General features: G+C 69.1%; 24 protein-coding genes. 16 read left to right on the top strand and 8 right to left on the bottom strand.

All coding sequences use genetic code 11. The features are described 5' to 3' along the window. Positions 1 to 14 precede the first annotated feature (14 nt). Positions 15 to 962 carry a diacylglycerol kinase family protein gene (locus BLU81_RS32605; protein WP_092549957.1) on the bottom strand — a complete coding sequence of 316 codons (948 nt, stop codon included), beginning with the start codon at positions 960 to 962 and terminating at the stop codon, positions 15 to 17. Continuing rightward, positions 962 to 2,254, bottom strand: coding sequence for an adenylosuccinate synthase (locus BLU81_RS32600; protein ID WP_092549954.1), 1,293 nt, complete (start codon positions 2,252 to 2,254; stop codon positions 962 to 964). Before BLU81_RS32600 ends, BLU81_RS32605 begins: the two co-directional genes overlap by 1 nt. 92 nt (positions 2,255 to 2,346) lie before the next feature. Here BLU81_RS32600 and purD point away from each other — a divergent pair, with 92 nt between their 5' ends. Continuing rightward, complete coding sequence (gene purD / locus BLU81_RS32595) at positions 2,347 to 3,588, top strand: phosphoribosylamine--glycine ligase (RefSeq protein ID WP_092549951.1); 1,242 nt, start codon at positions 2,347 to 2,349, stop codon at positions 3,586 to 3,588. 121 nt (positions 3,589 to 3,709) lie between these two features. Here the strand turns inward: purD and BLU81_RS32590 are convergent, their stop codons facing one another. Then, positions 3,710 to 4,162, bottom strand: a complete 453-nt coding sequence (locus BLU81_RS32590) for an SCP2 sterol-binding domain-containing protein (RefSeq protein WP_092549948.1) — start codon at positions 4,160 to 4,162, stop codon at positions 3,710 to 3,712. Positions 4,163 to 4,284: 122 nt separating this feature from the next. On the opposite strand from BLU81_RS32590, the gene BLU81_RS32585 reads away from it, so the two are divergent. From BLU81_RS32585 to purB, 3 genes are read left to right on the top strand one after another with little or no spacing between them, the layout of a single operon-like run. Then, the gene (locus BLU81_RS32585) at positions 4,285 to 4,815 is read left to right on the top strand and encodes an ArsR/SmtB family transcription factor (RefSeq protein ID WP_092549945.1); all 531 of its coding nucleotides are present in this window, start codon (positions 4,285 to 4,287) and stop codon (positions 4,813 to 4,815) included. Next, entirely contained in the window at positions 4,812 to 6,059 is a 1,248-nt protein-coding gene (locus tag BLU81_RS32580; protein WP_092549942.1) for an MFS transporter, read from the top strand. The genes BLU81_RS32585 and BLU81_RS32580 overlap by 4 nt, the downstream gene beginning before the upstream one ends. Then, positions 6,056 to 7,477, top strand: coding sequence for an adenylosuccinate lyase (gene purB, locus BLU81_RS32575; protein ID WP_092549938.1), 1,422 nt, complete (start codon positions 6,056 to 6,058; stop codon positions 7,475 to 7,477). The genes BLU81_RS32580 and purB overlap by 4 nt, the downstream gene beginning before the upstream one ends. Positions 7,478 to 7,526: 49 nt before the next feature. Here purB and BLU81_RS32570 read toward each other — a convergent pair whose 3' ends face one another. Beyond that, entirely contained in the window at positions 7,527 to 8,204 is a 678-nt protein-coding gene (locus BLU81_RS32570; protein ID WP_092549935.1) for a S1 family peptidase, read from the bottom strand. A gap of 247 nt (positions 8,205 to 8,451) precedes the next feature. On the opposite strand from BLU81_RS32570, the gene purS reads away from it, so the two are divergent. From purS to purL, 3 genes are read left to right on the top strand one after another with little or no spacing between them, the layout of a single operon-like run. After that, positions 8,452 to 8,706 carry a phosphoribosylformylglycinamidine synthase subunit PurS gene (gene purS, locus BLU81_RS32565; RefSeq protein ID WP_092557959.1) on the top strand — a complete coding sequence of 85 codons (255 nt, stop codon included), beginning with the start codon at positions 8,452 to 8,454 and terminating at the stop codon, positions 8,704 to 8,706. After that, a complete protein-coding gene (purQ, locus tag BLU81_RS32560) occupies positions 8,703 to 9,404 on the top strand; it encodes a phosphoribosylformylglycinamidine synthase subunit PurQ (protein WP_092549932.1) in 702 nt (233 codons plus the stop codon). Before purS ends, purQ begins: the two co-directional genes overlap by 4 nt. Then, a complete protein-coding gene (purL, locus tag BLU81_RS32555; protein ID WP_092549929.1) occupies positions 9,401 to 11,890 on the top strand; it encodes a phosphoribosylformylglycinamidine synthase subunit PurL in 2,490 nt (829 codons plus the stop codon). The genes purQ and purL overlap by 4 nt, the downstream gene beginning before the upstream one ends. A gap of 61 nt (positions 11,891 to 11,951) precedes the next feature. Here the strand turns inward: purL and BLU81_RS32550 are convergent, their stop codons facing one another. Next, a complete protein-coding gene (locus BLU81_RS32550; protein WP_092549926.1) occupies positions 11,952 to 13,559 on the bottom strand; it encodes a carboxypeptidase-like regulatory domain-containing protein in 1,608 nt (535 codons plus the stop codon). A gap of 341 nt (positions 13,560 to 13,900) precedes the next feature. Between BLU81_RS32550 and BLU81_RS32545 the strand changes: the two genes are divergently transcribed. The 5 genes from BLU81_RS32545 to amcA all read left to right on the top strand — a co-directional run bounded on the left by BLU81_RS32545 (position 13,901) and on the right by amcA (position 18,592). Then, on the top strand, positions 13,901 to 14,263 hold the full coding sequence (locus tag BLU81_RS32545) for a sterol carrier family protein (protein ID WP_092549923.1): 363 nt from the start codon (positions 13,901 to 13,903) through the stop codon (positions 14,261 to 14,263). Between the two features lie 98 nt (positions 14,264 to 14,361). Further along, positions 14,362 to 15,960 carry an amidophosphoribosyltransferase gene (gene purF / locus BLU81_RS32540; RefSeq protein ID WP_092549921.1) on the top strand — a complete coding sequence of 533 codons (1,599 nt, stop codon included), beginning with the start codon at positions 14,362 to 14,364 and terminating at the stop codon, positions 15,958 to 15,960. A 35-nt stretch (positions 15,961 to 15,995) separates the two neighbouring features. Beyond that, positions 15,996 to 17,147 carry a phosphoribosylformylglycinamidine cyclo-ligase gene (gene purM / locus BLU81_RS32535; RefSeq protein WP_092549918.1) on the top strand — a complete coding sequence of 384 codons (1,152 nt, stop codon included), beginning with the start codon at positions 15,996 to 15,998 and terminating at the stop codon, positions 17,145 to 17,147. Between the two features lie 145 nt (positions 17,148 to 17,292). Next, the gene (gene amcB, locus BLU81_RS32530) at positions 17,293 to 18,396 is read left to right on the top strand and encodes a cyclophane-forming radical SAM peptide maturase AmcB (RefSeq protein ID WP_307833799.1); all 1,104 of its coding nucleotides are present in this window, start codon (positions 17,293 to 17,295) and stop codon (positions 18,394 to 18,396) included. Next, positions 18,365 to 18,592 carry a multiple cyclophane-containing RiPP AmcA gene (gene amcA, locus BLU81_RS32525; protein ID WP_092549912.1) on the top strand — a complete coding sequence of 76 codons (228 nt, stop codon included), beginning with the start codon at positions 18,365 to 18,367 and terminating at the stop codon, positions 18,590 to 18,592. The genes amcB and amcA overlap by 32 nt, the downstream gene beginning before the upstream one ends. A gap of 126 nt (positions 18,593 to 18,718) precedes the next feature. On the opposite strand, the gene BLU81_RS32520 is transcribed toward amcA, so the two are convergent. Together BLU81_RS32520 and BLU81_RS32515 are read right to left on the bottom strand one after the other, a co-directional pair. Beyond that, positions 18,719 to 18,949 (bottom strand): DUF3073 domain-containing protein, encoded by a 231-nt coding sequence (locus tag BLU81_RS32520; RefSeq protein ID WP_092549909.1) that lies wholly within the window; start codon positions 18,947 to 18,949, stop codon positions 18,719 to 18,721. A gap of 193 nt (positions 18,950 to 19,142) precedes the next feature. Further along, positions 19,143 to 20,207, bottom strand: coding sequence for a Glu/Leu/Phe/Val family dehydrogenase (locus BLU81_RS32515; RefSeq protein WP_092549906.1), 1,065 nt, complete (start codon positions 20,205 to 20,207; stop codon positions 19,143 to 19,145). 154 nt (positions 20,208 to 20,361) lie between these two features. Here BLU81_RS32515 and BLU81_RS32510 point away from each other — a divergent pair, with 154 nt between their 5' ends. Further along, complete coding sequence (locus BLU81_RS32510) at positions 20,362 to 21,201, top strand: hypothetical protein (protein WP_092549903.1); 840 nt, start codon at positions 20,362 to 20,364, stop codon at positions 21,199 to 21,201. A gap of 282 nt (positions 21,202 to 21,483) precedes the next feature. Further along, positions 21,484 to 21,693: a BldC family transcriptional regulator gene (locus tag BLU81_RS32505; protein ID WP_014687221.1), complete on the top strand. Its 210-nt coding sequence runs from the start codon at positions 21,484 to 21,486 to the stop codon at positions 21,691 to 21,693. 159 nt (positions 21,694 to 21,852) lie between these two features. Here BLU81_RS32505 and BLU81_RS32500 read toward each other — a convergent pair whose 3' ends face one another. Then, complete coding sequence (locus tag BLU81_RS32500; protein ID WP_092549900.1) at positions 21,853 to 22,227, bottom strand: PPOX class F420-dependent oxidoreductase; 375 nt, start codon at positions 22,225 to 22,227, stop codon at positions 21,853 to 21,855. An 18-nt stretch (positions 22,228 to 22,245) separates the two neighbouring features. Between BLU81_RS32500 and BLU81_RS32495 the strand changes: the two genes are divergently transcribed. Then, a complete protein-coding gene (locus BLU81_RS32495) occupies positions 22,246 to 23,022 on the top strand; it encodes a class I SAM-dependent methyltransferase (protein WP_092549897.1) in 777 nt (258 codons plus the stop codon). Continuing rightward, positions 23,019 to 23,576 carry an RNA 2'-phosphotransferase gene (locus BLU81_RS32490; protein WP_092549894.1) on the top strand — a complete coding sequence of 186 codons (558 nt, stop codon included), beginning with the start codon at positions 23,019 to 23,021 and terminating at the stop codon, positions 23,574 to 23,576. The genes BLU81_RS32495 and BLU81_RS32490 overlap by 4 nt, the downstream gene beginning before the upstream one ends. Positions 23,577 to 23,584: the final 8 nt, after the last annotated feature.

The following is a 23,584-nucleotide window of genomic DNA, read 5'->3' as shown; positions in this document are numbered from 1 at the left end:
GAGTGGCACGGGAATCAGCCCGCGTACACCGCCCAGGCGCCTGCTTCGGTCCACCAGGATCGCTTGCGGCTGGTCGATCCTGCCACCCCGTCGTCGAGGAACTGGAGTTCGCCCTCGCGGGGGAGCACCGAGACGGCACGGCCACGAGCGCGGCGTACCTCGACTTGGACCTTGGTGCCTTTGAACCGCTTTTTGATCACGGTCGGGACCGCGACGGAGACTTCGACCCGGCCGTCGGTGGGGTCGCCGTCGGCTAGTAGCCGCAGGCCGTCGAACTCGGCGTAACCTGCGGCGTTGCCGATCACACAGGCCAGTACCGGCTCTTCGCCGTCGGTCAGCACGGTGTCGTCGACTTCGACCCGGCCGCGCCACGGCACTGCCCGGCCGTCGTCGCCGGACCCGCCGAGCAACGCGCCGTCCAGGGTCACCGAACCGCTGTCGTTGCGCAGCAGGTCGAGCCGGCGGACCGTGCCGTTCATCACAGCCGCCGCCACCGCGGCCGGGGTCCGGGGCAGCCCGAGCTGTGCCGCGAGGTCCTCGGTGTTGCCGGGGTCGAGCGGCAGGATCGCCACCGCGGGCAGGTCCGGCACGGTCCGGGTGCGGTCCAGGTCGTCGGGGCGTTTGCTGGGCGGTGGGGCGTACCGCCGGACCAGCCGGCGCATCACGGCGCGCAGCTGGCCGTCGGTGGCGGTCGCCACCACCAGCCGCATCGTGCTGTCCAGGTCGGGCCAGGTCAGACCGTCCGGCCGGGCCGGGCCGTCGAACCGGGCCAGGACCGCGTCGATCTCGGAGTCCGACCCGGCGAGCACGGTCTCCACCCGGGCGCCGGCCTCGCGGAGCGCGTCCGCACAGGCCAGCACCGGAGTGCGTGGGGTGGCACAGGCGGACTCGCAACCACCGCAGCCGGAGCCGCAGCCGTCGCCGGATCCCTCGGCCAGACTCAGGAGAACGACGTCGTACATCAGGCTCCGCCGAGCACCGAGTGCCGCTCGATGACCGCTTCGCGGCCCGGGCCGACACCGACGATGGAGATCCGGGCGCCGATGCGGGCCTCCACGAACTCCACGAACTCCTGCGCCTGCCGGGGCAGGTCCTCGAACTTGCGGCAGCCGGAGATGTCCTGTTTCCAGCCGGGCAGGGTCTCGTAGACCGGGGTGGCGTGGTGGAAGTCGGTCTGGTTGACCGGCATCTCCTCGAGACGGACGCCGTTGACCTCGTAGGCCACGCAGACCGGGATCTCGTCCAGAGCGTCGTAGTTGTCGAGCTTGGTCATGGCGAAGTCGGTGACGCCGTTGATCCGCTGCGCGTACCGGCCGATCACCAGGTCCAGCCAGCCGATCCGGCGCGGGCGGCCGGTGGTGGTGCCGTACTCGTGGCCGACCTCACGCAGGTAGTCGCCGAACTTGTCGTGCAGCTCGGTCGGGAACGGGCCCTCGCCGACGCGGGTGGTGAACGCCTTGAGCACGGCGACCACCCGGTCGATCCGGGTCGGCGGGATGCCGGAACCGGTGCAGGCGCCGCCGGCCGTCGCGTTCGAGCTGGTCACGAACGGGTAGGTGCCGTGGTCCACGTCGAGCAGGGTGGCCTGGCCGGCCTCGCAGAGCACTACCTTGCCGTCGTCGATCGCGTTCGACAGTTCCAGGGCGGTGTCCGCGACGTACGGCCGGAGCCGGTCGACGTAGGAGAGCAGTTCCTGCACGACCTCCTCGCCCTTGACCGCGCTGCGGTTGTAGATCTTCGACAGGATCTGGTTCTTGTGGGCCAGCGCGGCGGTGACCTTCTGCCGCAGGATCGACTCGTCGAAGAGGTCCTGGACCCGGATGCCGATCCGGTTCATCTTGTCGGCGTAGGTCGGGCCGATGCCGCGACCGGTGGTACCGATCCGGCGGGCGCCGAGGAACCGCTCGCTGACCTTGTCGAGCGACCGGTTGTACGAGGCGATCACGTGCGCGTTGGCGCTGATCCGCAGCCGGGAGGTGTCGATGCCCCGGGCCTCGAGCCCGTCGATCTCCTGGAACAGCACGTTCAGGTCGACGACGACACCGTTGCCGATCACCGGTACGACCCCCGGGGAGAGGATCCCGCTCGGGAGGAGGTGGAGTGCGTACTTCTCGCCGTCGATGACGACGGTGTGGCCCGCGTTGTTGCCACCGTTGAACTTGACCACGTAGTCCAGCCGGTCGCCCAGCAGGTCCGTGGCCTTACCCTTGCCCTCGTCGCCCCATTGGGCGCCGACCAACACGATCACCGGCACTTTTAGATATGCCTTTCCCCAAGGTCGTACCGCGGAGGACCCCGGGTACTGCCGAAGTTTACGCGACGCCACCGCAGGTAGGATGGGCCGTCGTGCGCGTACTTCTGATCGGCTCCGGCGGGCGTGAACACGCGCTCGCTGTCGGACTAGCCGCCGACCCGTCCGTCGACTTCCTGGCCGCCGCGCCGGGCAACCCGGGCATCGCCCAGCACGCCGAGCTGCATGAGGTGAAAGCTGTCGATCCGGCAGCGGTCGCCGCGCTCGCCGTCGAGCTGGCCGCCGACCTGGTCGTGATCGGGCCGGAGGCACCGCTTGTCGCGGGCGTCGCCGACGCGGTCCGGGCCAAGGGCATCGCCTGTTTCGGGCCGTCCGCCGCCGCCGCGCGGCTGGAGGGCTCGAAGGCGTTCGCCAACGAGGTGATGGCCGCCGCCGGGGTGCCGACCGCCCGCTCCTTCGCCTGCGAGGACATGGGTTCGGTGCGGGCCGCCCTCACCGAGCTGGGTGCCCCCTACGTGGTGAAGAACGACGGCCTGGCCGCCGGTAAGGGCGTGGTCGTCACCGACGATCTCGACGAGGCCCTGATCCACGCCGAGGCATGCGGCAAGGTCGTCATCGAGGAGTTCCTGCCCGGTCCGGAGGTCTCGCTCTTCGTGATCACCGACGGCACCGCGGTCGCGCCGCTGATGCCGGCTCAGGACTTCAAGCGCCTGCTCGACGGCGACGAGGGGCCCAACACCGGAGGCATGGGCGCGTACGCCCCGCTGGACTGGGCACCGGCCGACCTGACCGAGCGTGTGCTGCGGGAGACGGTCGAGCCGACTCTGGCTGAGATGCGCGAGCGGGGTACGCCGTTCGCCGGCCTGCTCTACGTCGGGCTCGCGCTGACTCCGGACGGCCCGAAGGTGATCGAGTTCAACGCCCGCTTCGGTGACCCGGAGACCCAGGTGGTGCTCGCCCTGCTGGAGACGCCGCTGGCCGGGCTGCTGAATGCCGCCGCCACCGGGACCCTGGCCGCGCACGAGCCGTTGCGCTGGAAGTCCGGTGCAGCGGTCACCGTGGTGGTGGCCAGCCACAACTATCCGGGTACGCCACGGATCGGGGACGTCATCGAGGGTGCCGAGGTGCCTGGTGTCATCCACGCCGGCACCGCTCGGGATGCCGGTGGGGACCTGGTCTCGGCCGGTGGCCGGGTGCTGAGCGTGACCGCGGCCGGTGCCGACCTGGCCGGTGCCCGGGAAGCCGCCTACGCGCTGGCCGAGGGTGTGCGGCTGGACGGCGCGCAGTACCGGACGGACATCGCGTTGCGTGCGGTACGGGGCGAGATCACGGTCTGACCACCGCATTCGGCCCGGCGGTCGCGCCGTCGGCCGGTCCCGTCGCCCTGCCTCGCGCGGACGAGGCAGGGCGGGCCGCTGCGGTCGTGGGGCCGAACGGCGTATCGGAAAAGGGTCTTGATCAGCCTTTGGGGATGTCGAACAGTTTCGGGATGCTGGTGGCGAGCATGACGTCACCCTTAGTTTTGATCTTGCCGCTCATGAAGAGCATGACCGGGTTGCCGGTGCCGGAAACGATCTTGAGGAACGTCGGCCCGTCCATCGTCATGGCCAGTCTCGGCTCGCGGGCCGGTGTGCTGGTGACGGTGCAGGTCTTGTTCTCGATCACCGTCTCGTAGGTGTCACTGGTGTCGCCGGGGCCGCCGGAGATGATCCAGTGGATGACCGTGGCGGTGTCGCCGGCCCGCTCCGCACGGAACATGCCGGGCATCCGGTGAAAGATCTCGTCGAGGACCTTGGTGCGCCGCTCCGAGGCCATCACCTCGGCGATCTTCGCGTCCGAGGTGGACTTGACGAGCTGAGTGAACTCCTTCGGGCCGATCGCCGCGAGCGATTCGGGGCTGAAGTCAGTCATCAACAGTCCTTTCGGAAATTTACTGTCCGGTAACCCTGGTGAGGATGCCGTGTGTTCGTGCAGTGTGCCACTCCCCAATAACTGTTGGACAGTCGGGGTTTTCGGTTCGTAGACTCCCCAATATGTCTTTGGGAGAGGATCGGAAAGCGTCGCTGCGGGCGCTGGCGCATCCGGTCCGGTTGCAGATCATGTCGCTGCTGACGGGTGCGTCACTGACCGCCGCCGACGTCGCTCGCGAGCTGGGTCTCACCCACTCCAACGCCAGCTACCACCTGCGCAACCTGCTGGCCGGTGGGCTGATCGTGGTAGCTGGCGAGGAGAAGATCCGCGGTGGCGTCGCGAAGCGCTACCGGTACCTCGCCGACCGGGAGCGGGTCTGTGGCTCCCGGCCGGACGACGACCGGCGGGCCGAGTTCGCCGCGATCGCGCACGAGCTGATCCGGCGCAGTTCACAGGCCACCTTCACGGATCACGGCAACCTGTTCGCCGACGGTGACTTCTGGGTCGAGCCCGAGGTGTGGCTGGTGATCCGCGACCGGATCTCGGAAGCGGTGAACGATCTGCACCGGGCCGCCCAGCCGCCACGCACCCCCGGCACCGTGCGGACCAGCACCACGGTCGCGATGTTCCAGCAGCGGGAGCCGACGCGGTGAAGGACTCTCTCGCCGCACTGCGGTCCACGCCCTACCGGTTCCTGCTGGCCGGGCGCACGATCAACGCCCTGGGCAACTCGTTCGCCCCGATCGCCCTCGCCTTCGCCGTCCTCGACCTGACCGGTTCGGCCCGCGACCTGGGCCTCGTGGTCGGCACCCGGACCCTGGCCAACGTGATCTTCCTGCTCTTCGGCGGGGTGCTGGCCGACCGGCTGCCCCGGCACCTGATGATGGTCGGGTCGAACGTCGCCGCCGCGGTGACGCAGGCGGCGGTCGCGGCCCTGGTGCTCACCGGCGCCGCGACGATCCCGCTGCTCGTCCTTCTCTCGGTGCTGAACGGGGTGGCCAGCGCGATGGCGCTGCCGGCCAGCGCGGCGCTGCTGCCGATGACCGTGCCGGAGAACGTGCGTCTCCAGGCCATCGCCCTCAGCCGGATCGTCCTGAACGGCGCCATGGTCCTCGGCGCCCCGGCCGCCGGCGTGGTGGTCGCGGCCACCGATCCGGGCGTCGGGATCGCGGTCGACGCGGTCACGTTCGTCGTCGCCGCGTTCTGTTTCGCCGCGGTCCGGGTCGCAGTGCCGGCCCGGTCCGGACCGCGCTCGCATGTGCTCGCCGATCTGCGGACCGGCTGGTCGGAGTTCCGGTCCCGGACCTGGCTGTGGGCGGTGGTGGCCGGGTTCTCGCTGCTGAACGCGGCCTGGAGCGGCGGGCTCTACGTGCTGGGCCCGACGGTGGCCGACCAGACCGTCGGCCGCCCGGCGTGGGGGCTGGTGCTGGCCGCGGAGACGGCCGGTCTCGTGCTCGGCGGGCTGCTGGCGATCCGGCTGAGGTTGCGCCGGTTGCTCTTCGTCGGGGTGGTCAGCTGCTTCGGCATGGCGCTGCCGCTGTTCGTGCTGGGCGTGTATCCGCAGCTGTGGGCGCTGTTCCTGGCGATGTTCGTGGCCGGGCTGATGCTCGAACAGTTCGGGGTCGCCTGGGAGACCACGGTGCAGGAGCATGTGCCCGCCGACCGGCTGGCCCGGGTCTATTCGTACGACATGGTCGGCTCGTTCGCCGCGATTCCGCTGGGGCAGGTGGCGATCGGCCCGATCGCCGAGGTGGCCGGTCTACGGGCGACGCTGATCGGGACCGGTGTGGCGGTGGTCGTCGCGGTGCTGGGCATGCTGGCCAGCCGCGATGTCCGCACCCTGCGTCACCGGCTGCCGGAGGACGAGCCCGGGACCATGAAAGAATCGGTGACGTGACCATCCCGAACGTGCTCGCCGCCCGGTACGCCTCCGCCGACCTCGTCACCCTCTGGTCCCCGGAGGAGAAGATCAGGATGGAGCGCCAGCTGTGGCTCGCGGTCCTGATCGCTCAGCGTGACCTCGGTGTGGACGTTCCGGAAGGTGCCGTCGAGGCGTACGAAGCCGTGCTCGACCAGGTCGACCTGGAGTCGATCGCCGCCCGCGAGCGGATCACCAGGCACGACGTGAAGGCCCGCATCGAGGAGTTCAGCGAGCTGGCCGGGTTCGAGCAGATCCACAAGGGGATGACCTCCCGCGACCTGACCGAGAACGTCGAGCAGCTGCAGATCCGTGCCTCGCTGGAGTTGATCCGCGGCCGGGTGGTGGCCACCCTGGCCCGCCTGACCACCCTCGCGGTCGAGCACTCCGACCTGGTGCTGACCGGCCGTTCGCACAACGTCGCGGCGCAGGCCACCACCCTCGGCAAGCGGTTCGCGTCGGCGGCCGAGGAACTGCTGATCGCGTACGAGCGGCTGGACGACCTGATCGAGCGCTATCCGCTGCGGGGCATCAAGGGCCCGGTCGGCACCGCCGCCGACCAGCTCGACCTCTTCGACGGTTCCTTTGAGAAGGCCGCTGAGCTGGAGAAGAAGGTCGCCGAGCACCTCGGCTTCAAGCGGGTGCTGTCCAGCGTCGGCCAGGTCTATCCGCGGTCGCTCGACTTCGACGTGGTGTCGGCGCTCGCGCAGGTCGTCGCCGGGCCGTCGTCGCTGGCCACCACGATCCGGCTGATGGTCGGTCAGGAGCTGGTCACCGAGGGTTTCAAGCCCGGCCAGGTCGGCTCCTCGGCGATGCCGCACAAGATGAACACCCGCTCGTCGGAGCGGGTCAACGGCCTCGCGGTGATCGTCCGCGGTTACCTGTCGATGGTCGGCGAGCTGGCCGGTGACCAGTGGAACGAAGGCGACGTCTCCTGCTCGGTGGTCCGCCGGGTGGCGTTGCCGGACGCGTTCTTCGCCGCCGACGGGCTGTTCCAGACGTTCCTGACGGTGCTCGACGAGTTCGGGGCGTACCCCGCCGTCATCGGCCGTGAGCTGGACCGCTTCCTGCCCTTCCTGGCCACCACGAAGGTGCTGGTCGCGGCGGTGCGCAAGGGTGTCGGCCGGGAGGTCGCGCACGAGGTCATCAAGGAGCACGCGGTCGGGGTGGCCCTGGCCATGCGGGAGAAGGGTGTGGCGGTCAACGACCTCTTCGACCGGCTCGCCGGCGACGAGCGCCTCCAACTGTCCCGGGGTGAGATCGACACCCTGGTCGCGGACCGGGCCGCCTTCGTGGGCGCGGCACCGGCGCAGGTGCGCGCGGTCGCCGACCGGGTCGCCGAGATCGTCGCCCAGCACCCGGCCGCGGCCGCCTACGCACCCGCGCCGATCCTCTGACTCTCGTGTGGTGACTTCGGGTGCGGATCGCACCCGAAGTCACCACACCTCAGACGCCCGCGGTCGAGGTGATCCACGCCCGGTTGTAGGCGACGCTGCCGTAGTACTGGCGGCTCGAACCGTCCGCCGTCGACGCGACACCCACCTGGGCGCCGTTGTAGACCTGCGGGCCGCCCGAGTCGCCACGCCAGGCGTTCCCGTTGATCCGCGTGCTGCCGATGGCCCGGCCGCCGTAGGCATCGGTCTGGTTGGTCGAGGTGACCTGCACGGTGGCGGTCTTCAGCGTCGGCGACGCCGAGCAGCCGGAGTAACAGGTCATGCCCCAGCCGTAGATGCTGTTGGTCGAGCCGACCGGCGGGTACGCGCTGGACAGCGGCATGTACGAGGTGCTGACCGCGCTGCTCAGGCGCAGCAGGGCCAGGTCGTAACGGGTGGCCGAGGACGAGACGGTCCGGGTGACACCGCCCGAGCCGTAGCTGACGCTTCCGACCCGTACCGACATGGTGCCGCTGACGCAGTGACGGGCGGTGAGCACATAGTTGGCCGAGATGATCGTTCCGGAACAGGTGAAGCTGCCGTTGCTGAAGACCGCGGCCGCCCACGGCGCGGAGGAGACCGTGCTTCCGCCGATGATGTACGGAGTGACGGGTTCCGCGGCCTGGGCAGCGGAGGGCGCGACCAGGGCAGCGATGGCACCGGCGACGGTGGCCAGGAGTCGAATGCGCACGTCGAGAGTCCTTTCTGGGGGATCGGGTCGACGAGGCGCGCGCGCTTGGAGAATCGAATTCGATGGATGAAACCTAGGTCATCGTTTACACCGGGCCAACAGTTCAATTGACCTATATCACTGAGTGATGGGGGTCCACGCCCTGCTCAATGACGCTTGGGTCGGGCTGCCGACACCGGCCCCCGGCCTTGCCGTCTGTCACACCGGGTAGGCTTCGCCTGCTTACACCTATCAGTCAGGAGTGCCCGTGGCTCGCGTCGTGGTCGACGTCATGCTCAAGCCGGAGATCCTGGACCCGCAGGGTCAAGCGGTGGCGAACGCGCTGCCCCGGCTCGGCGTCACCGATGTCTCTTCTGTCCGCATCGGCCGCCGGATCGAGATCGATTTCACCGGGGAACCCGACCTTGACCGGGCCCGTGAGATCGCCGACAAGCTGCTCGCCAACCCGGTGATCGAGGACTTCGAGATCCGTGTCGAGGCCGCTTCGGCGGAGGTCGCCTGACCATGCGGATCGGTGTGGTCACCTTCCCTGGTTCGCTCGACGACGGGGATGCCGCCCGTGCCGCCCGGATCGCCGGAGCCGAGGCTGTCCGCCTCTGGCACGGCGACGCGGACCTGCACGGCGTCGACGCCGTGGTCCTTCCCGGCGGCTTCTCGTACGGCGACTATCTGCGCTGCGGCGCCATCGCCCGGTTCGCGCCGGTGATGGAGTCGATCATCGATGCGGCACGTGGCGGTCTGCCCGTGCTCGGCATCTGCAACGGTTTCCAGGTCCTGTGCGAGGCACATCTGCTGCCTGGCGCGCTGACCCGGAACCAGCACCTGCACTTTCGCAACCGCGACCAGTGGCTCAAGGTCGAGGCGAACAACACCGCCTGGACCAACCGTTTCAGCGCCGGCCAGGAGATCCTGATCCCGGTGAAGAACGGTGAGGGCTGCTTCGTCGCGGACACCAAGACGCTGGACACGCTCGAGGGCGAGGGCCGGGTCATCGCGCGCTACATCCGCGGTAACCCGAACGGCTCGCAGCGTGACATCGCCGGCATTACCAACGAGGCCGGCAACGTCGTCGGCATCATGCCCCACCCGGAACACGCGGTGGAGGCGCTGACCGGCCCGTCGCTGGACGGTCTCGGCTTCTTCACCTCCGTCCTGCGCAGTCTGGCAGCGGACGGTCAGCTCGCAGGGGGACAACAGTGACGACGCAGCAGGAGAAGCCGACCGGTTTCGCTGCGACTGACGTACTCGTCAGCGGCTCCGACGGTCCCGACACCGTCGAGCAGGCGGAGAAGACCCCGGACGAGCTGCAGCCTTTCGCCGACCTGGGGCTGAAGGACGACGAGTACGCGAAGATCCGCGAGATCCTCGGCCGCCGTCCCACCGCGTCCGAACTGGCGATGTACTCGATCATGTGGAGCGAGCACTGCTCTTACAAGTCGAGCAAGGTGCATCTCAAGCAGTTCAGCGAGAAGGCCCCGAAGAGCGTCCGGATGCTCGCCGGCATCGGTGAGAACGCCGGTGTGGTGCAGATCTCCGAGAAGATCGCGGTCACCTTCAAGGTCGAGTCGCACAACCACCCCAGCTACGTCGAGCCCTACCAGGGTGCGGCGACCGGTGTCGGCGGCATCGTCCGCGACATCCTGGCGATGGGTGCCCGGCCGATCGCGGTGATGGACCCGCTGCGCTTCGGTGCGCACGACCACCCCGACACCGCCCGGGTGCTGCCCGGCATCGTCGCGGGTATCAGTGGTTACGGCAACTGCCTGGGCCTGCCCAACATCGGTGGCGAGATCGTCTTCGACCCGTGTTACCAGGGCAACCCGCTGGTCAACGCACTCAGCATCGGCGTCCTGCCGGTCGAGCGCCTCCAGAAGAAGGAGGCCACCGGCACCGGCAACATCGTCGTGCTGATGGGCGCGCGGACCGGCCGGGACGGCATCGGCGGTGTCTCCGTGCTGGCGTCCGCCACCTTCGCCGAGGACGAGGCCGAACAGCGCCGCCCGTCGGTGCAGGTCGGCGACCCGTTCATGGAGAAGCTGCTGATCGAGAGCTGCCTGGAGCTGTACGACGCCGGTCTGGTCTCCGGCATCCAGGACCTCGGCGGCGCCGGCCTCACCTGCGCGCTCACCGAGACCGCCGCGGCGGCCGGCACCGGCATGCGGGTCTGGCTGGAGCGGGTTCCGCTGCGCGAGGCCTCGATGTCGCCGACCGAGATCCTGGCCAGCGAGTCGCAGGAGCGGATGCTCCTGATCGTCACGCCGGAGAACCTGGAGGCGGTGCTCAAGGTCGCCGAGAAGTGGGGCGTCTGGGCCACCGCGATCGGCGAGGTCACCGCGGCCGAGACCGACGGCACCCCGGGCCGGCTGCTGATCACCTGGAACGACCACGTCGTGGTCGACGTGCCGCCGGGCTCGCTCGCCGACGACGGCCCGGTCTACAACCGGCCGATCCGTGAGCCGAACGACGTCATGCTGCTGCAGGCCGACCGGGCCGAGACTCTGCCCCGGCCGTCCACCGGTGACGAGCTGCGGGAGACCCTGCTGCGGATGGCCGGTTCGCCGAACCTCTGCGACAAGACCTGGGTCACCGAGCAGTACGACCGGTACGTCCTCGGCAACACGGTCCTGGCCCAGCCGGAGGACTCCGGTGTGCTGCGGATCGACGAGGAGACCGGCCTCGGGGTGGCGCTCTCCGTCGACGGGAACGGGCGGTTCGCCCGCCTCGACCCGTACGAGGGTGCGCGCCTGGCGCTCGCCGAGTCGTACCGGAACGTCGCCGTCACCGGTGCCGAGCCGATCGCGATCAGCGACTGCCTCAACTTCGGTTCCCCCGAGGACCCGACGGTGATGTGGCAGTTCTCCGAGGCCTGTCGTGGCCTGGCCGACGGTTGCCTGGAGCTGGGGACCCCGGTCACCGGCGGCAACGTCAGCTTCTACAACCAGACCGGTGCCGCCGCGATCCACCCGACCCCGGTGGTCGCCACGCTCGGCGTCTTCGACGATGTGGCCCGCCGCATCCCGATGGGCTTCCCGAAACCCGCCAAGCCCGCCGGTGACCTGCTCTTCCTGCTCGGTGAGACCCGTGCGGAACTCTCCGGCTCGGAGTGGGCCTGGGTGACCCACAACCACCTCGGCGGCCGCCCGCCGAAGGTCGACCTCGCGGCCGAGCAGGCGCTCGGCAAGGTGATGGCCAAGGCCTCCAAGTCCGGCCTGGTCACCGCCGCGCATGACCTCTCCGACGGCGGTCTGGCCCAGGTGCTCGTGGAGAGCACGCTGCGCCACGAGGTCGGTGCCAAGGTGACCCTGCCGGAAGCCGGCGAATCGGCTTTCGTCCACCTGTTCAGCGAGTCGGCGGGCCGTGTCCTGGTCGCCGTGCCGCGTGGCCACGACAAGGCGTTCCTCGCCCTCGCGGCCGAGCACGGTGTGCCGGTCACCCCGCTCGGTGTCACCACCGAGGAGCCGGTGCTGCAGGTCGAGGGCCAGTTCAGTATCCCGCTGGACGAGGTGCGTGAGGTCTGGTCGTCGACGCTGCGCGACCTCTTCGGCGGAACCGCCGAGCTGGTCAACCGCAACGCCGAGCCGGAGGCCGTGCCGGTCCCCGAGGCTCCGGCCACCGAGAAGGTCCGTTCGGTCACGCTGGAACTGAACCCCCAGACGCCGGGCGGTCCGATCACCCCGCAGTCCTGAGTCAACGAGAAGGCCCCCGCTCGGACTTCGAGCGGGGGCCTTCTCGTGTGATCAGTCCGGGTCAGCCGTTCCAGTTGCGGTTCTGGCCGTTGCCGTACGAACCGCGCTGGTCGCCGTAGCCCTGCTGGTCGTCGTCCCAGCCGGCCTGCTGAGGGGGTACCGGCGGCTGCTGGGGCTGCTGGTGCTGGTCGTAACCGGCGTGCTGCTGGCCGTTGTCCCAGCCGCCCTGGCCGTAACCAGCCTGGTCGTAGCCGCCCTGCTGCTGGCCGTAACCGCCCTGGTCGTAACCACCCGGCTGGCCGTAACCACCCGGCTGGCCGTAGCCACCCTGCTGGTCGTAACCGCCGGCCTGCTGGCCGTAGCCAGCCTGGTCGTAGCCACCCTGCTGGTCGTAACCGCCGTACCCGTTGCCCTGCTCGGGCTGGTACATGCCGGTCTGCTCGTCGTACCGCTGTTGCTGCTGCGGCACCTGCGGCTGCTCGGGCTGGTACATGTTGGTCTGCTCGCTGTACTGCTGACCGCCCTGAGCCGCGCCGTAGCCGCTGGCGCCCTGCTGACCGTAGGGCTGAGTGCCGGCGCCGTAGTCACCGCCGCCGTAGCCGTTGTCAGCGGGCTCGTTGCCCCACTGGTTGCTCTGGCCGTTGTAGCCGCCGTTGGGCGGGAGCGGAGCGCCGTACGGGTCGGGGAACTCGTCTTCGACCGGCTGCCGGTGGATCATCGTGGGCGCGTCGCCCAGACTTCCGGCACCGGCCATCCCCCCGGCGGGAGCGATCATCGTCGCGTCGCCACCACGGCCGGCGCCCACCGGCGCGGCCATCCGGGTCTGGTCGAAGCCGCCGCCACCGGTGGCCGGCGGGATCTTGCCGATACCGGTCTCCGCAGCGAGTTCCTCGGCCTTCTTGCGCCGCATCCACACCAGCAGCATCGCGCCGAGGCCGGCCGCGACGAGCAGCACGCCCATGACGATGAGCAGCCAGTTGCTGCCCCCGTCGTCCGAGGTGTTGGCGGCCTCGTTGGGGTCCTGGCCGAGGTCGATCCCGTTGGTCTCCTCGTCGGTGGGCTCCTCCTCGTCGGTCGCCTCCTCGCTCGCCGCGGCACTGGCCGAGGCGCTCGCGGACGGCGACGCCGAGGGGCTCGCGGCGACGACCTTCTTGATCGTGAGCGGGACGTTCACGGTCCGCCCGACGTTGCCCTGGACGGTGGCCGCCGCAGAGTCGTAGCCGTCCTTGGTCGCGGCGACGGTGATGCTGCCGGCCGTGATCGGCTGGGCGTCGGATGAGGTGAACGAGTAGCCGCCATCGCTGTTGCTCGATGTGGTGTACGTCTTGCCGGCGCTGTCCTTCATCGCGACCCGGACACCGGCGACGCGCTTGCCCTCGTCGTCCTTGATCCGGCCGGAGACCTGCCGAACGGTCGTCACCACCGGAGCCGCCGCGCCCTCGACGGTGAAGCTGGCGCTCGCCGAACCGTTCTCGCCGTTGTTGGCGGTGACCGTGACGGTCACCTCCTGCTTCTGGCCGGTCCCGACGTTGGGTGCCTTGATGGTGGCGCTGTAGCTCCGGGCACCGTTGATGGCGTCCGTCGGGTCGCAGCCGTCGGTGCAGTTGGCGCCGTTGTTGGCCTTGACCGACATCTGGACGGTGCCGTTTCCGGTTTCACCGTCACCCACCTGGTTACTAACGGTGAAGCTAACCGTTACAGTAGAACCCGACGCGACCGCTCCATTGGGCGACGAATCGATTTTCACGCCTGGAGGCGCAGCCAGAGCAGCTGTGGGATAACCAGCCAATACTCCACCGACCAGTGCCAGGAACGCACCGGCCTGGGCCGTCCGGGCTCGTAGGTGCGTCGTCACGTCCACCGCCTTCCGGTCGCGCGGTCCCCCGGTTCCTTCGATGTCCGGTGGATCCCGCGACGTGTACACCGTCGGCAACTATGCCTTGTCGCACGTCCATCGCGCGACCCAGGGCGGTGTGCCGTTCTTCGTGGAGCGGGTCGTATCGTCCCGCTATGTCTTCTCCAAACCATAAATCCGACTCGGTGGCCGAGGCGTTGGACGCGCTCGACCGGGGTGTCGAACCCGGTCGCACGGTGCTCCGTGACGCCGTGCGAGCACTGCTGACCGAGTTGTCCCGGCGGGCACCTGGCCGTTCGGTGGAGGTGCGAATTCCACCTTTCGGCGCGATTCAGTGCGTTGCCGGACCGCGGCACACCAGAGGCACACCGCCCAATGTGGTCGAAACGGATCCGATGACATGGCTGCTCGTGGCCTCCGGCCGACTGGCGTGGAGTGACGCGGTCCACGACGGCAAGGTCCGGGCCAGCGGAATCCGTACCGACCTCACCGACCTCCTGCCGCTCGTCGAGCGATGAGCCGAGGTGGGGTTCCGGCGGGCTCGCGTACACTGGGCCGTCGGACGGACCACCTAGTCAAGAGGTCCGTGCAGACCCCGACATGAGGGAGCGAACAGGTGCCCCGAGGCGACGGCCTGTTGACCGACGATCTCGACCCCCAGGAGCGCGGCCCCCAGGACGCCTGTGGCGTCTTCGGTGTCTGGGCGCCCGAGGAAGAGGTCGCCAAACTGACCTACTTCGGGCTCTACGCATTGCAGCACCGGGGGCAGGAAGCCGCCGGGATCGCTGTGAGCGACGGTTCCGGCGTCGTGGTCTACAAAGACATCGGCCTGGTCTCCCAGGTGTTCGACGAGCCGACGCTGGCGAGCCTCCGTGGCCACCTGGCGATCGGCCACGCCCGGTACTCCACGACCGGTGGTTCGAACTGGGAGAACGCGCAGCCCACCATCCGTGCCACCCCCGCCGGGACGACGATCGCCCTGGCGCACAACGGCAACCTGGTCAACACGGCCGAACTCGCCAAGGAGGTCGCCGACCGCGGCCTCGAAGTGGGCGATTCCACATCCGATACCGCTCTGGTCACCACGCTGCTCGCCGGTCGCCCTGATCTCTCGGTCGAGGCCGCCGCGATGGAGCTGCTGCCGACCCTGCGCGGTGCCTTCAGCTTCGTCTTCATGGACGAGCACACTCTCTACGCCGCTCGTGACGCGCAGGGCGTGCGCCCGCTGGTGCTCGGGCGGATGGAGCACGGCTGGGTGGTCGCCAGCGAGACCGCCGCGCTGGACATCACCGGTGCCAGCTTCGTGCGCGAGGTGGAGCCGGGCGAGATCATCGCGATCGACGAGCACGGCCTGCGGTCCAGCCGGTTCGCGGCACCGGAGCCCAAGGGCTGCCTCTTCGAGTACGTCTACCTCGCCCGCCCGGACACCACGATCGCCGGCCGGAACATCTACTCGGCCCGTGTCGAGGTCGGCCGCAAGCTGGCCAAGGAGCATCCGGTCGAAGCCGATCTGGTGATCGGTGTGCCGGAGTCGGGCATCCCGGCCGCGATCGGTTACGCCGAGGCCTCGGGTATCCCGTACAGCGCTGGTTTCATGAAGAACGCCTACGTCGGCCGGACCTTCATCCAGCCGTCGCAGACCATCCGCCAGCTCGGCATCCGGCTGAAACTGAACCCGCTGCGCGAGGTGGTCCGCGGCAAGCGGATCGTGGTGATCGACGACTCGATCGTCCGCGGCAACACCCAGCGGGCCCAGATCCGGATGCTCCGCGAGGCCGGGGCGCTGGAGATCCACGTCCGGATCTCGTCGCCGCCGGTGAAGTGGCCGTGTTTCTACGGCATCGACTTCGCGACCCGGGCCGAGCTGATCGCCAACGGTCTGGAGATCGACGGGATCCGCCGGTCGATCGGCGCCGACAGCCTGGGCTACGTCTCGCTGGACAACCTGGTCCAGTCCACCGAGCAGCCGAAATCCCGGCTCTGCATGGCCTGCTTCACCGGTGAGTACCCGATCGAGCTGCCCACCGAGGACCTGATCGGCAAACATGTCCTGGAGGGCGTCGGCCGCCGGGCGTCGATCCCGGTGGTGGCCAAGTCCGCCACCGTCGCCGATCAAACGGACTACGCGGCCCGCGACAACGCGGGCGACGACCGGCTGGCATCGGAGCCACTGGTCGGCAGCCCTGGCGGCGCGACCGCGCTGCACCACCCGTGACCTTCAGTTACACAGAACCGCTAAAGGGGAGAACCGTGACGCACGTGTCCGAGCGCAGCAGTGCCGGATCCAACGGCGCCGAGGGAGGCGACCGTCAGCCCTGGACGGCCGGCTCAGGACGCGGAGCGCGCAAGCGCTCGGCCACGTACGCGGCCGCGGGTGTCTCCATCGAGGCTGGCGACCGGGCCGTCGAGCTGCTCAAGTCGAAGGTGAAGAAGACCACCCGGCCCGAGGTCATCGGTGACCTGGGTGGTTTCTCCGGCCTGTTCCGGCTGAACACCGCGAAGTACAAGAGCCCGATCCTGGCCTCGTCGACCGACGGTGTCGGTACCAAGCTGGTCATCGCCCAGCAGCTCGACATCCACGACACGATCGGCATCGACCTGGTCGCCATGGTCGTCGACGACCTGGTGGCCTGTGGTGCCGAGCCGCTGTTCCTGCTCGACTACATCGCCTGCGGTGAGGTCGTGCCGGACAAGGTGGCCGAGATCGGTGCCGGTATCGCCGACGGCTGCCGGTACGCCGGTTGCGCCCTGCTCGGTGGCGAGACCGCCGAGCACCCGGGTGTGCTGCGCCCGGACGAGTACGACGTCTCCGCCACCGGCGTCGGCGTGGTCGAGGAGAGCGAGATCCTCGGCAAGGAGCGGGTCGAGCTGGGTGACGCGGTCATCGCGATGCGCTCGTCCGGTCTGCACTCCAACGGCTACTCGCTGGTCCGGCACGTGCTGCTCGGGGCCGGCCGGATGCGCCTGGACACCGTGGTCGACGACTTCGGCACCCAGCGCACCCTGGGTGAGGAACTGCTCACCCCCACCAAGATCTACGCCAAGGACTGCCTGGGCCTGATCGAGGAGACCGACGTCCGGGCGTTCTCACACGTCACCGGCGGCGGTATCCCCGGCAACCTGAATCGTGTGCTCCCGGCGAACATGGATGCTGTGGTGGACCGCTCCACCTGGCGCCCGCAGCCGATCTTCGACCTGATCCAGGCCAAGGGCCGGATCGATGACACCGAGATGGAAGCCACCTTCAACATGGGTGTCGGCATGTTCGCGGTCGTCTCCTCCGACGACGCGGACCGGGCGATGGCCTACCTGACCGGCCGTGGCATCGAGGCGTGGCAGGTCGGCGAGGTCATCGAGGGTGCCGGCGACGTCCAGATGATGGGCTCCTACACGCGCGGCTGACCGCTCCGGCATGAAATGATCCGTGTGTGTCGATGTCCGGCACATGCGGATCTTTCGCTTTGCTGTGGACTGCCAGGCCTAGCCTGACCTGAGTCGTGAATGCCGGACGGGAGCGTGCCTGACCATGGCGGTCGCCTGGAGCGGAATGCGGGGCATCTCAGCGGAACCCGGTTACGTCGTCATGCAGCCCACCACGCTGTGCAATCTGGCGTGCGAGTACTGCTATCTACCGTTCCGCCGGGAGAACCGGAAGATGCCGGTCGCGGTCGCCGAGGCGGTCGCAGCCGGAGTGGCCGGCTTCGTGCGTACCGGCAGGTTCTCGGTGGTCTGGCACGGCGGGGAGCCGCTCGCCGCGGGCCGGGCCCACCTGGCTGCCCTCTTCGCGCCCTTCGGGGACGGCGTGGAGCATCACGTGCAGACCAACGCCACCTTGATAGACGACGAGTGGTGCGCGTTCTTCACCGAGCACGACGTCCGCGTCAGCGTCAGCGTGGACGGGCCCCGGGAGCGCAACGGCGACCGGGTGGACTGGGCCGGCCGGCCCGCCTACGACCTGATCGCACGCGGAATCGGGCGGTTGCGGGCACACGGCATCCCGTTCTCCACCCTGTGTGTGGTCGGCGACCCGCGTCCCGGCGTCGCCGCCGAGCTGTACGAATACTTCCTCGGCCTGGGCTGTGAGGTGCTCGGCATCAACATGGAGGAGACCGAGGGCGTCAACACCCGGCTCAACAGTCACGATCCGGCCGCGGTGAGTGCCTTCTGGGCGGAGCTGGTCACCGCCTGGCGCCGTGACCCGCGGATCCATCTGCGCGAGGTGGAGTGGACGCTGCGGTACGCGGCCGCGGTCCTCGACGGGAACGCCGACGAGTTGCTGCCTCGGCGGTTGGATCCGATCCCCACGATCGCCCACGACGGCTCGGTCGTGCTGCTCTCGCCCGAGCTGGCCGGTTTCCACGATCCCCGGTACGGCGACTTCACCAGTGGCAACGTCCTCACCACGCCACTGACCGAGATACTCGGCCTCGCTGCGGAGACACCCTGGATAGGCGAGTTCCTGCGCGGGATAGAGGCCTGCCGGGAGACCTGCCCGTACTTCGGCTTCTGCGGCGGCGCGCACGCGGCCAACCGGTACTTCGAACACGGCAGGTTCGACGTCACGGAGACGAACCACTGCCTGAACAGCAAGATTCGCCTACTGGAAGGAGTGCTGGATCATGCCCGAGATCACGAAGCCACGGCTGTCTGACGGCGTGGAGACGGATCCGGTGACGGCGCGGGTGCACGACACCCGGGCCGGGCTGGCCGCGCTCATCGCGGAGGCGGAGACGGCCAGGCAGCAGCGTGCCGAGGAGTCGCCGGGTGACGGTGGCACGGCGGTATGCGCCTGGAACCACTTCGAGAACATCCCGACGTTCTACAACTGGAACAACCGTCCACGCTGAAGCCGGATTCGGTTGAAGCCCACGCGGAGAGAGCCCGCGTGGGCTTCACTGTTCAACCGCAGGTAGACGTGACCACGTGACACACCTGAGCACGCGGGATCACCGCGTGCTCTGTACGAAACGGGGTCAGCTCCGCCTTGAAGGCGACCAGGTTTCCTGGTCGTCCCAGGTTTCCTGATCTTCCGCAGCGTCGTCCTCGTCATCGTCGACGAGCTCATTGTCGTCGTCGTGACGGTCCGGTTGGCGGGTAGTACCCGCCAACTCGCGCTGCAAGGCGGTGAGGTCGGTGTTCGGGGAGTGGTACTTCAACTCCCGGGCCACCTTCGTCTGCTTGGCCTTAGCACGGCCGCGCCCCATGGCTCGACCCCCTCGCACAGAATTCGGGGCAGCCCGAAGGCTGGGCCCCGATGACGTCAGGCATCTCTCGTGGGTCTTACGGTACATGGACGATGCCTAGTTCGGCACCTCGGGTTGCGTGTGACACTGCCGCGCGTCGCGGTTGACCTTTTCAGCGGCCCTTTTCCCGGACGCGCGGCAGGCCTCGCACGCCTCAGCCGAGGTAGATGGACCGGAGCCGGCCGACCTCCGCCATCCGCCGCTCGGCGAGCCGGTCGGCGGCGACCGCGGGCGGCACACCCTCCTCGCCGGCCAGCTTCAGGATCCGCCGGGTGGTCTCGAAGATCCCGGTGGCCCGCAGTTTCGCCCGGCCGAAGTCGAAGCCGTGGATCTCGTCGGCCACCTGGATCACGCCACCGGCGTTCAGCACGTAGTCCGGGGTGTAGAGGATGCCGCGGTCCTCCAGGAGCTTGCCGACGCCGGAGTGGGCGAGCTGGTTGTTGGCACCGCCTGCCACCACCTTGGCGCGCAGCACCGGCACCGTGTCGTCGTTCAGCGCGCCACCGAGGGCGCACGGCGCGTAGACGTCGATGTCCGAAGTGATCAGCGCGTTCGTGTCGGCGACCAGCTGGATCTGCGGGTGGGTGGTGCGGGCCCAGGACAGGGCGGCCTCGCTGACGTCGGTGGCGATCACGTGCGCGCCGTCGTCGAGCAGATGACCGGTCAGGTACTTGCCGACCTTGCCGAGGCCGGCGACACCGACCGTGCGGCCACTCAGCGACGGAGTGCCCCAGGTGTGCTCGGCCGCGGCCCGCATGCCCTGGAAGACGCCCCAGGCGGTGAGCACCGAGGAATCACCGGCGCCGCCGTGCTCGACACTGCGGCCGGTCGCGTACTTCGTCTCGCGGGCCACGATGTCCATGTCCTGCACGTAGGTGCCGACGTCACAGGCGGTGTAGTAGCGGCCTTTCAACGACTCGACGAACCGGCCGTACGCCCGCAGGAGGGCTTCGCTCTTGATCTTCGCCGGGTCGCCCCAGATGACCGCCTTGCCGCCACCCAGGTCCAGACCGGCCATCGCGTTCTTGTAAGCCATGCCGCGGGACAGCTTCAGCACGTCGGCGAGGGCGGCCGCCTCGTTCTCGTAGGGGAAGAACCGGGTGCCGCCGAGCGCGGGGCCCAGCGCGGTCGAGTAGATCCCGATGATCGCCTTGAGGCCGGTCGCCCGGTCCTGGCAGAAGACGACCTGTTCGTGCTCGTTGACGTCGAACACGTCCATGTTTCAACTCTCCTGATCTGTTGCGTGGCCTTCGTGGGGCCATGATCCCGGCAGGGGGTGTAGCCGGTACAAGCGAGCGTATCCGTGCGAATGGCGCGCCGATTACGCCCGCGCGGGAAGTTCCACCTGGGCGGATTCGTGAAAGACTCGCGCCGTGCCGTCACTGTTCGCGTCGTACCTACGGGTTTACGAACCCCTGACCGCCTTCGACCGGGAGCGGCAGGTCTTCTGGCGCGACTACGCCCGTGAGGGCCGGGACGTGGGGCTGGTCGAGGGCCCGGCCCGGCAGCGCACCGCCGTCCTGGAGGCGCTCGGTGCCGGCTGGACCCGGCTGCCCGACCTGCCCGACGAGGCCTACGTGCTGGAGTGGGACGGCGCGGTGCTGGTCTGTCCGTGGAACCTGCGGTTGCGGGTGGCCGAGGCGGCCCTGAGCGCGCGGGACGGGGTGCCCGCGGTGTTGGCCGACGCCTTCGTCCCGCCGGTGCTGGCCGGCCAGGCGAAAGCCGTTGTGGAGGACTGGCGCAGCGGTGCCAAGGTCCTGGAGCAGGGTGTGCCCCGGGTGCACGAGCAGATCGCCACCTGGGGTGTCCCGTTGCGCTGGTTCGCCTTCGTCGACCTGGACGAGCGGGAGATCGCGCTGACCGGCCGCCGGCGGGTGCTGCGCTATCGCACCGAGATCTCCAAGGCCCGCCGCCGGGCGCACCGGGCGGTGTCGGTGCTGCGTAAGGCCCTGGGTGACGCCCCGATCACCGAGGCGGTCGAGGAGGGCACCCGGTGGCTGGAGGAGTTCCATCCCCGGTCGGTGGTCGAGCTGGACTACGCCGGTCTCGTCAACCTCCTGCCGGATGACGAACTCTCCGAGGACGATTCGCCCGGATTGGTAGCAGCCGGACTTTCGGCACTTTCTCGCGGTGACGCTGAGTCAGCTGGTGAGGCTTACGAGAAGTTGGTGGCGCGTTGGCGCCTTGTCCAGCTTCTGGAACGAAGCAACTGACCTGCGGAAATAGGACAGACTCGTACGATTCGCGGCCCGTGGGAACGCTCCCGAAGCGAACACTCTTCGTAATCGGCGACCGGCGAAGCGTGATAATCGGACTAAACGAGGCACTATCTGGCGTAGAAAACGCGCAAAAATCGGGCATGCTTCATCCGTCTATCTGGGGACGTTCGTCCGTTCGGCCCATGTCGGACATCGGGGACTAGCCGGACCATGAGAGACGCACCGGCCGGCGGGACCCCGGCCGATGTTTTTTAGGCACATGTGGAGGAGTGACCGATGGCATCGCGTACGCACGATCCCGAGCCGCTACTAACGCCGGCCGAGGTGGCGTCGATGTTCCGTGTCGACCCGAAGACCGTGACCCGGTGGGCGAAGGCGGGCAAGCTCAGCGCAATTCGCACGCTGGGCGGCCACCGTCGTTACCGGGAGTCGGAGGTCCGTGCCCTGCTGCAGGGGCAGATCCCCACGCAGCGTCAGGGCGACTGACCCGGTCGACCGAAAGATCGTTGCGAGGGGCGAGCGCCGGGGAAGGCGATCGCCCCTTCTTCGTTCAGATGATCAAACGACCATGGAGGGCGCCGGCTACTGCCGGTGCCCTCCATGTCTCTCTTCAGAGTGATCAGTTCTTTTCCGGGTGATCGGTGATCACTCGACCAGCACGGCGACGGTGCCGTCGGCACCCCGGCGCAGTCGGCTGCCGAGCAGGGTCAGGCGACCGACCAGGCCGTACTTCTTCCGGATGGCCGTGCCCACGCGCTCCAGATCAGCCTGATCGCCGATCTGTGCGGTGGCCTCGACGACCTCGCCGCCGGTGGGGTTGCCCCGCATGTCGCAGGCGGCCACGGTGACCCGCCCGCTGTTGCGGATCCGCTTGAGTTTTCCGCTGCCCGCCACCGTCCAGAAGGCCAGGCCGGCGCCGTCCGGAACGACCCAGAGCGGGGTGGCGACCGGCCGCCCGTCGCGGCGGAACGTGGTGAGAAGGACGTACTTCTCCGACCCGAGTTGCTCCAGTGCGGTCATGGTTAAAGAGTATTGACCATGACTCGACCGACCATCGGTGACGCTTTCGGCGAAATGATCCGCGATGCCTGGGCGGTGCACACCGGAGTCGGGCCGCGGCCGCTGGCCGGTGGGCGCTGGCCGCGGCCGGTGATCGAAGTGATCGAGCGCGACGACGGCCTGATCAACGGGGCCCCGGCCGATCACTATCTGAGCGAACCGGCCGACTGGCGACCGTTCGACCACCGGGCCGTCGGGCTCTGCCGGGGCCGGGTGCTCGACATCGGCGCCGGTGCCGGGCGGGTCGCGCTCGAACTCCAGAGCCGGCAGATCGCGGTGACCGGCCTGGACACCTCGCTCGGTGCGATCGAGGTGTCCCGGCGGCGCGGGGTCCGCGACACCGTGCTCGCCACGGTCGACGAGTTCTCCCGGGCGAGCGTGCGCTACGACACGTTCCTGCTGCTCGGCAACAACCTCGGCCTGCTGGAGAGCCCGGAGCGGGCGCCGGTCCTACTGGCCGCGCTGGCCCGGCTGGCCGCACCCGGCGCGCGGATCATCGCGCAGGGCACCGATCCGTACGGCACCACCGACCCGCTGCACGTGGCGTACCACCGGGCCAACCGGGAGCGGGGGCGGCTGGGCGGGCAGTTGCGGCTCCGGCTGCGGTACCGCGAGGTTGCCACCGACTGGTTCGACTACCTGAACTGCTCGGCGGACGAACTGAAGACGCTGCTGGCGGGCTCGTCGTGGCGGCTGAAATCGATCGACGACCGGGACCACCCGTATTACCTTGCGGTCATGGAGCTCACCGTATGACAGTTGACCATGTCCGCCTGAGTAAACGGATGTCCCTGGTCCTGCGTCACCGGCCGGAGACGGCCGGGCTGACCCTCGACGCGAACGGCTGGGTGCCGGTCGCCGACCTGATCACGGCCCTGGGCATGACCCGGGACCAGCTCGACTTCGTGGTCGAGCACAACGACAAGTCACGTTTCGCCGTCGCCACCGGGCCCGACGGTGTCGACCGGATCCGGGCCAGTCAGGGGCACTCCCGGCGGGTCGGGGTCGATCTCGATCTGCCGCCCGCCGCCCCACCGGCCGAGCTGTTCCACGGCACGCCGCGGCAGAACCTCGACGCGATCATGCGGGAGGGGCTGCGGCCACGGAGCCGTTCACACGTACACCTCTCGGTCGATGTCGCGACGGCCCGGACCGTGGGCCGCCGGCGCTCGCCGGACGTGGTGGTGTTCAGCGTCGCGTCGGGAGTGATGGCCGGGGCGGGAGACCTCTTCTACCGCAGTGACAACGGGGTATGGCTCACTACCGCGGTACCGCCCCGACACCTTTCGGTAAAACGGACAAATCCGTAATCTGCCAG

It is taken from the genome of Actinoplanes derwentensis (assembly GCF_900104725.1).
GTDB classification, from domain to species: domain Bacteria; phylum Actinomycetota; class Actinomycetes; order Mycobacteriales; family Micromonosporaceae; genus Actinoplanes; species Actinoplanes derwentensis.
Note: the sequence above shows the minus strand (reverse complement) of the source record. Positions and strands in the feature narration are given on the sequence as shown.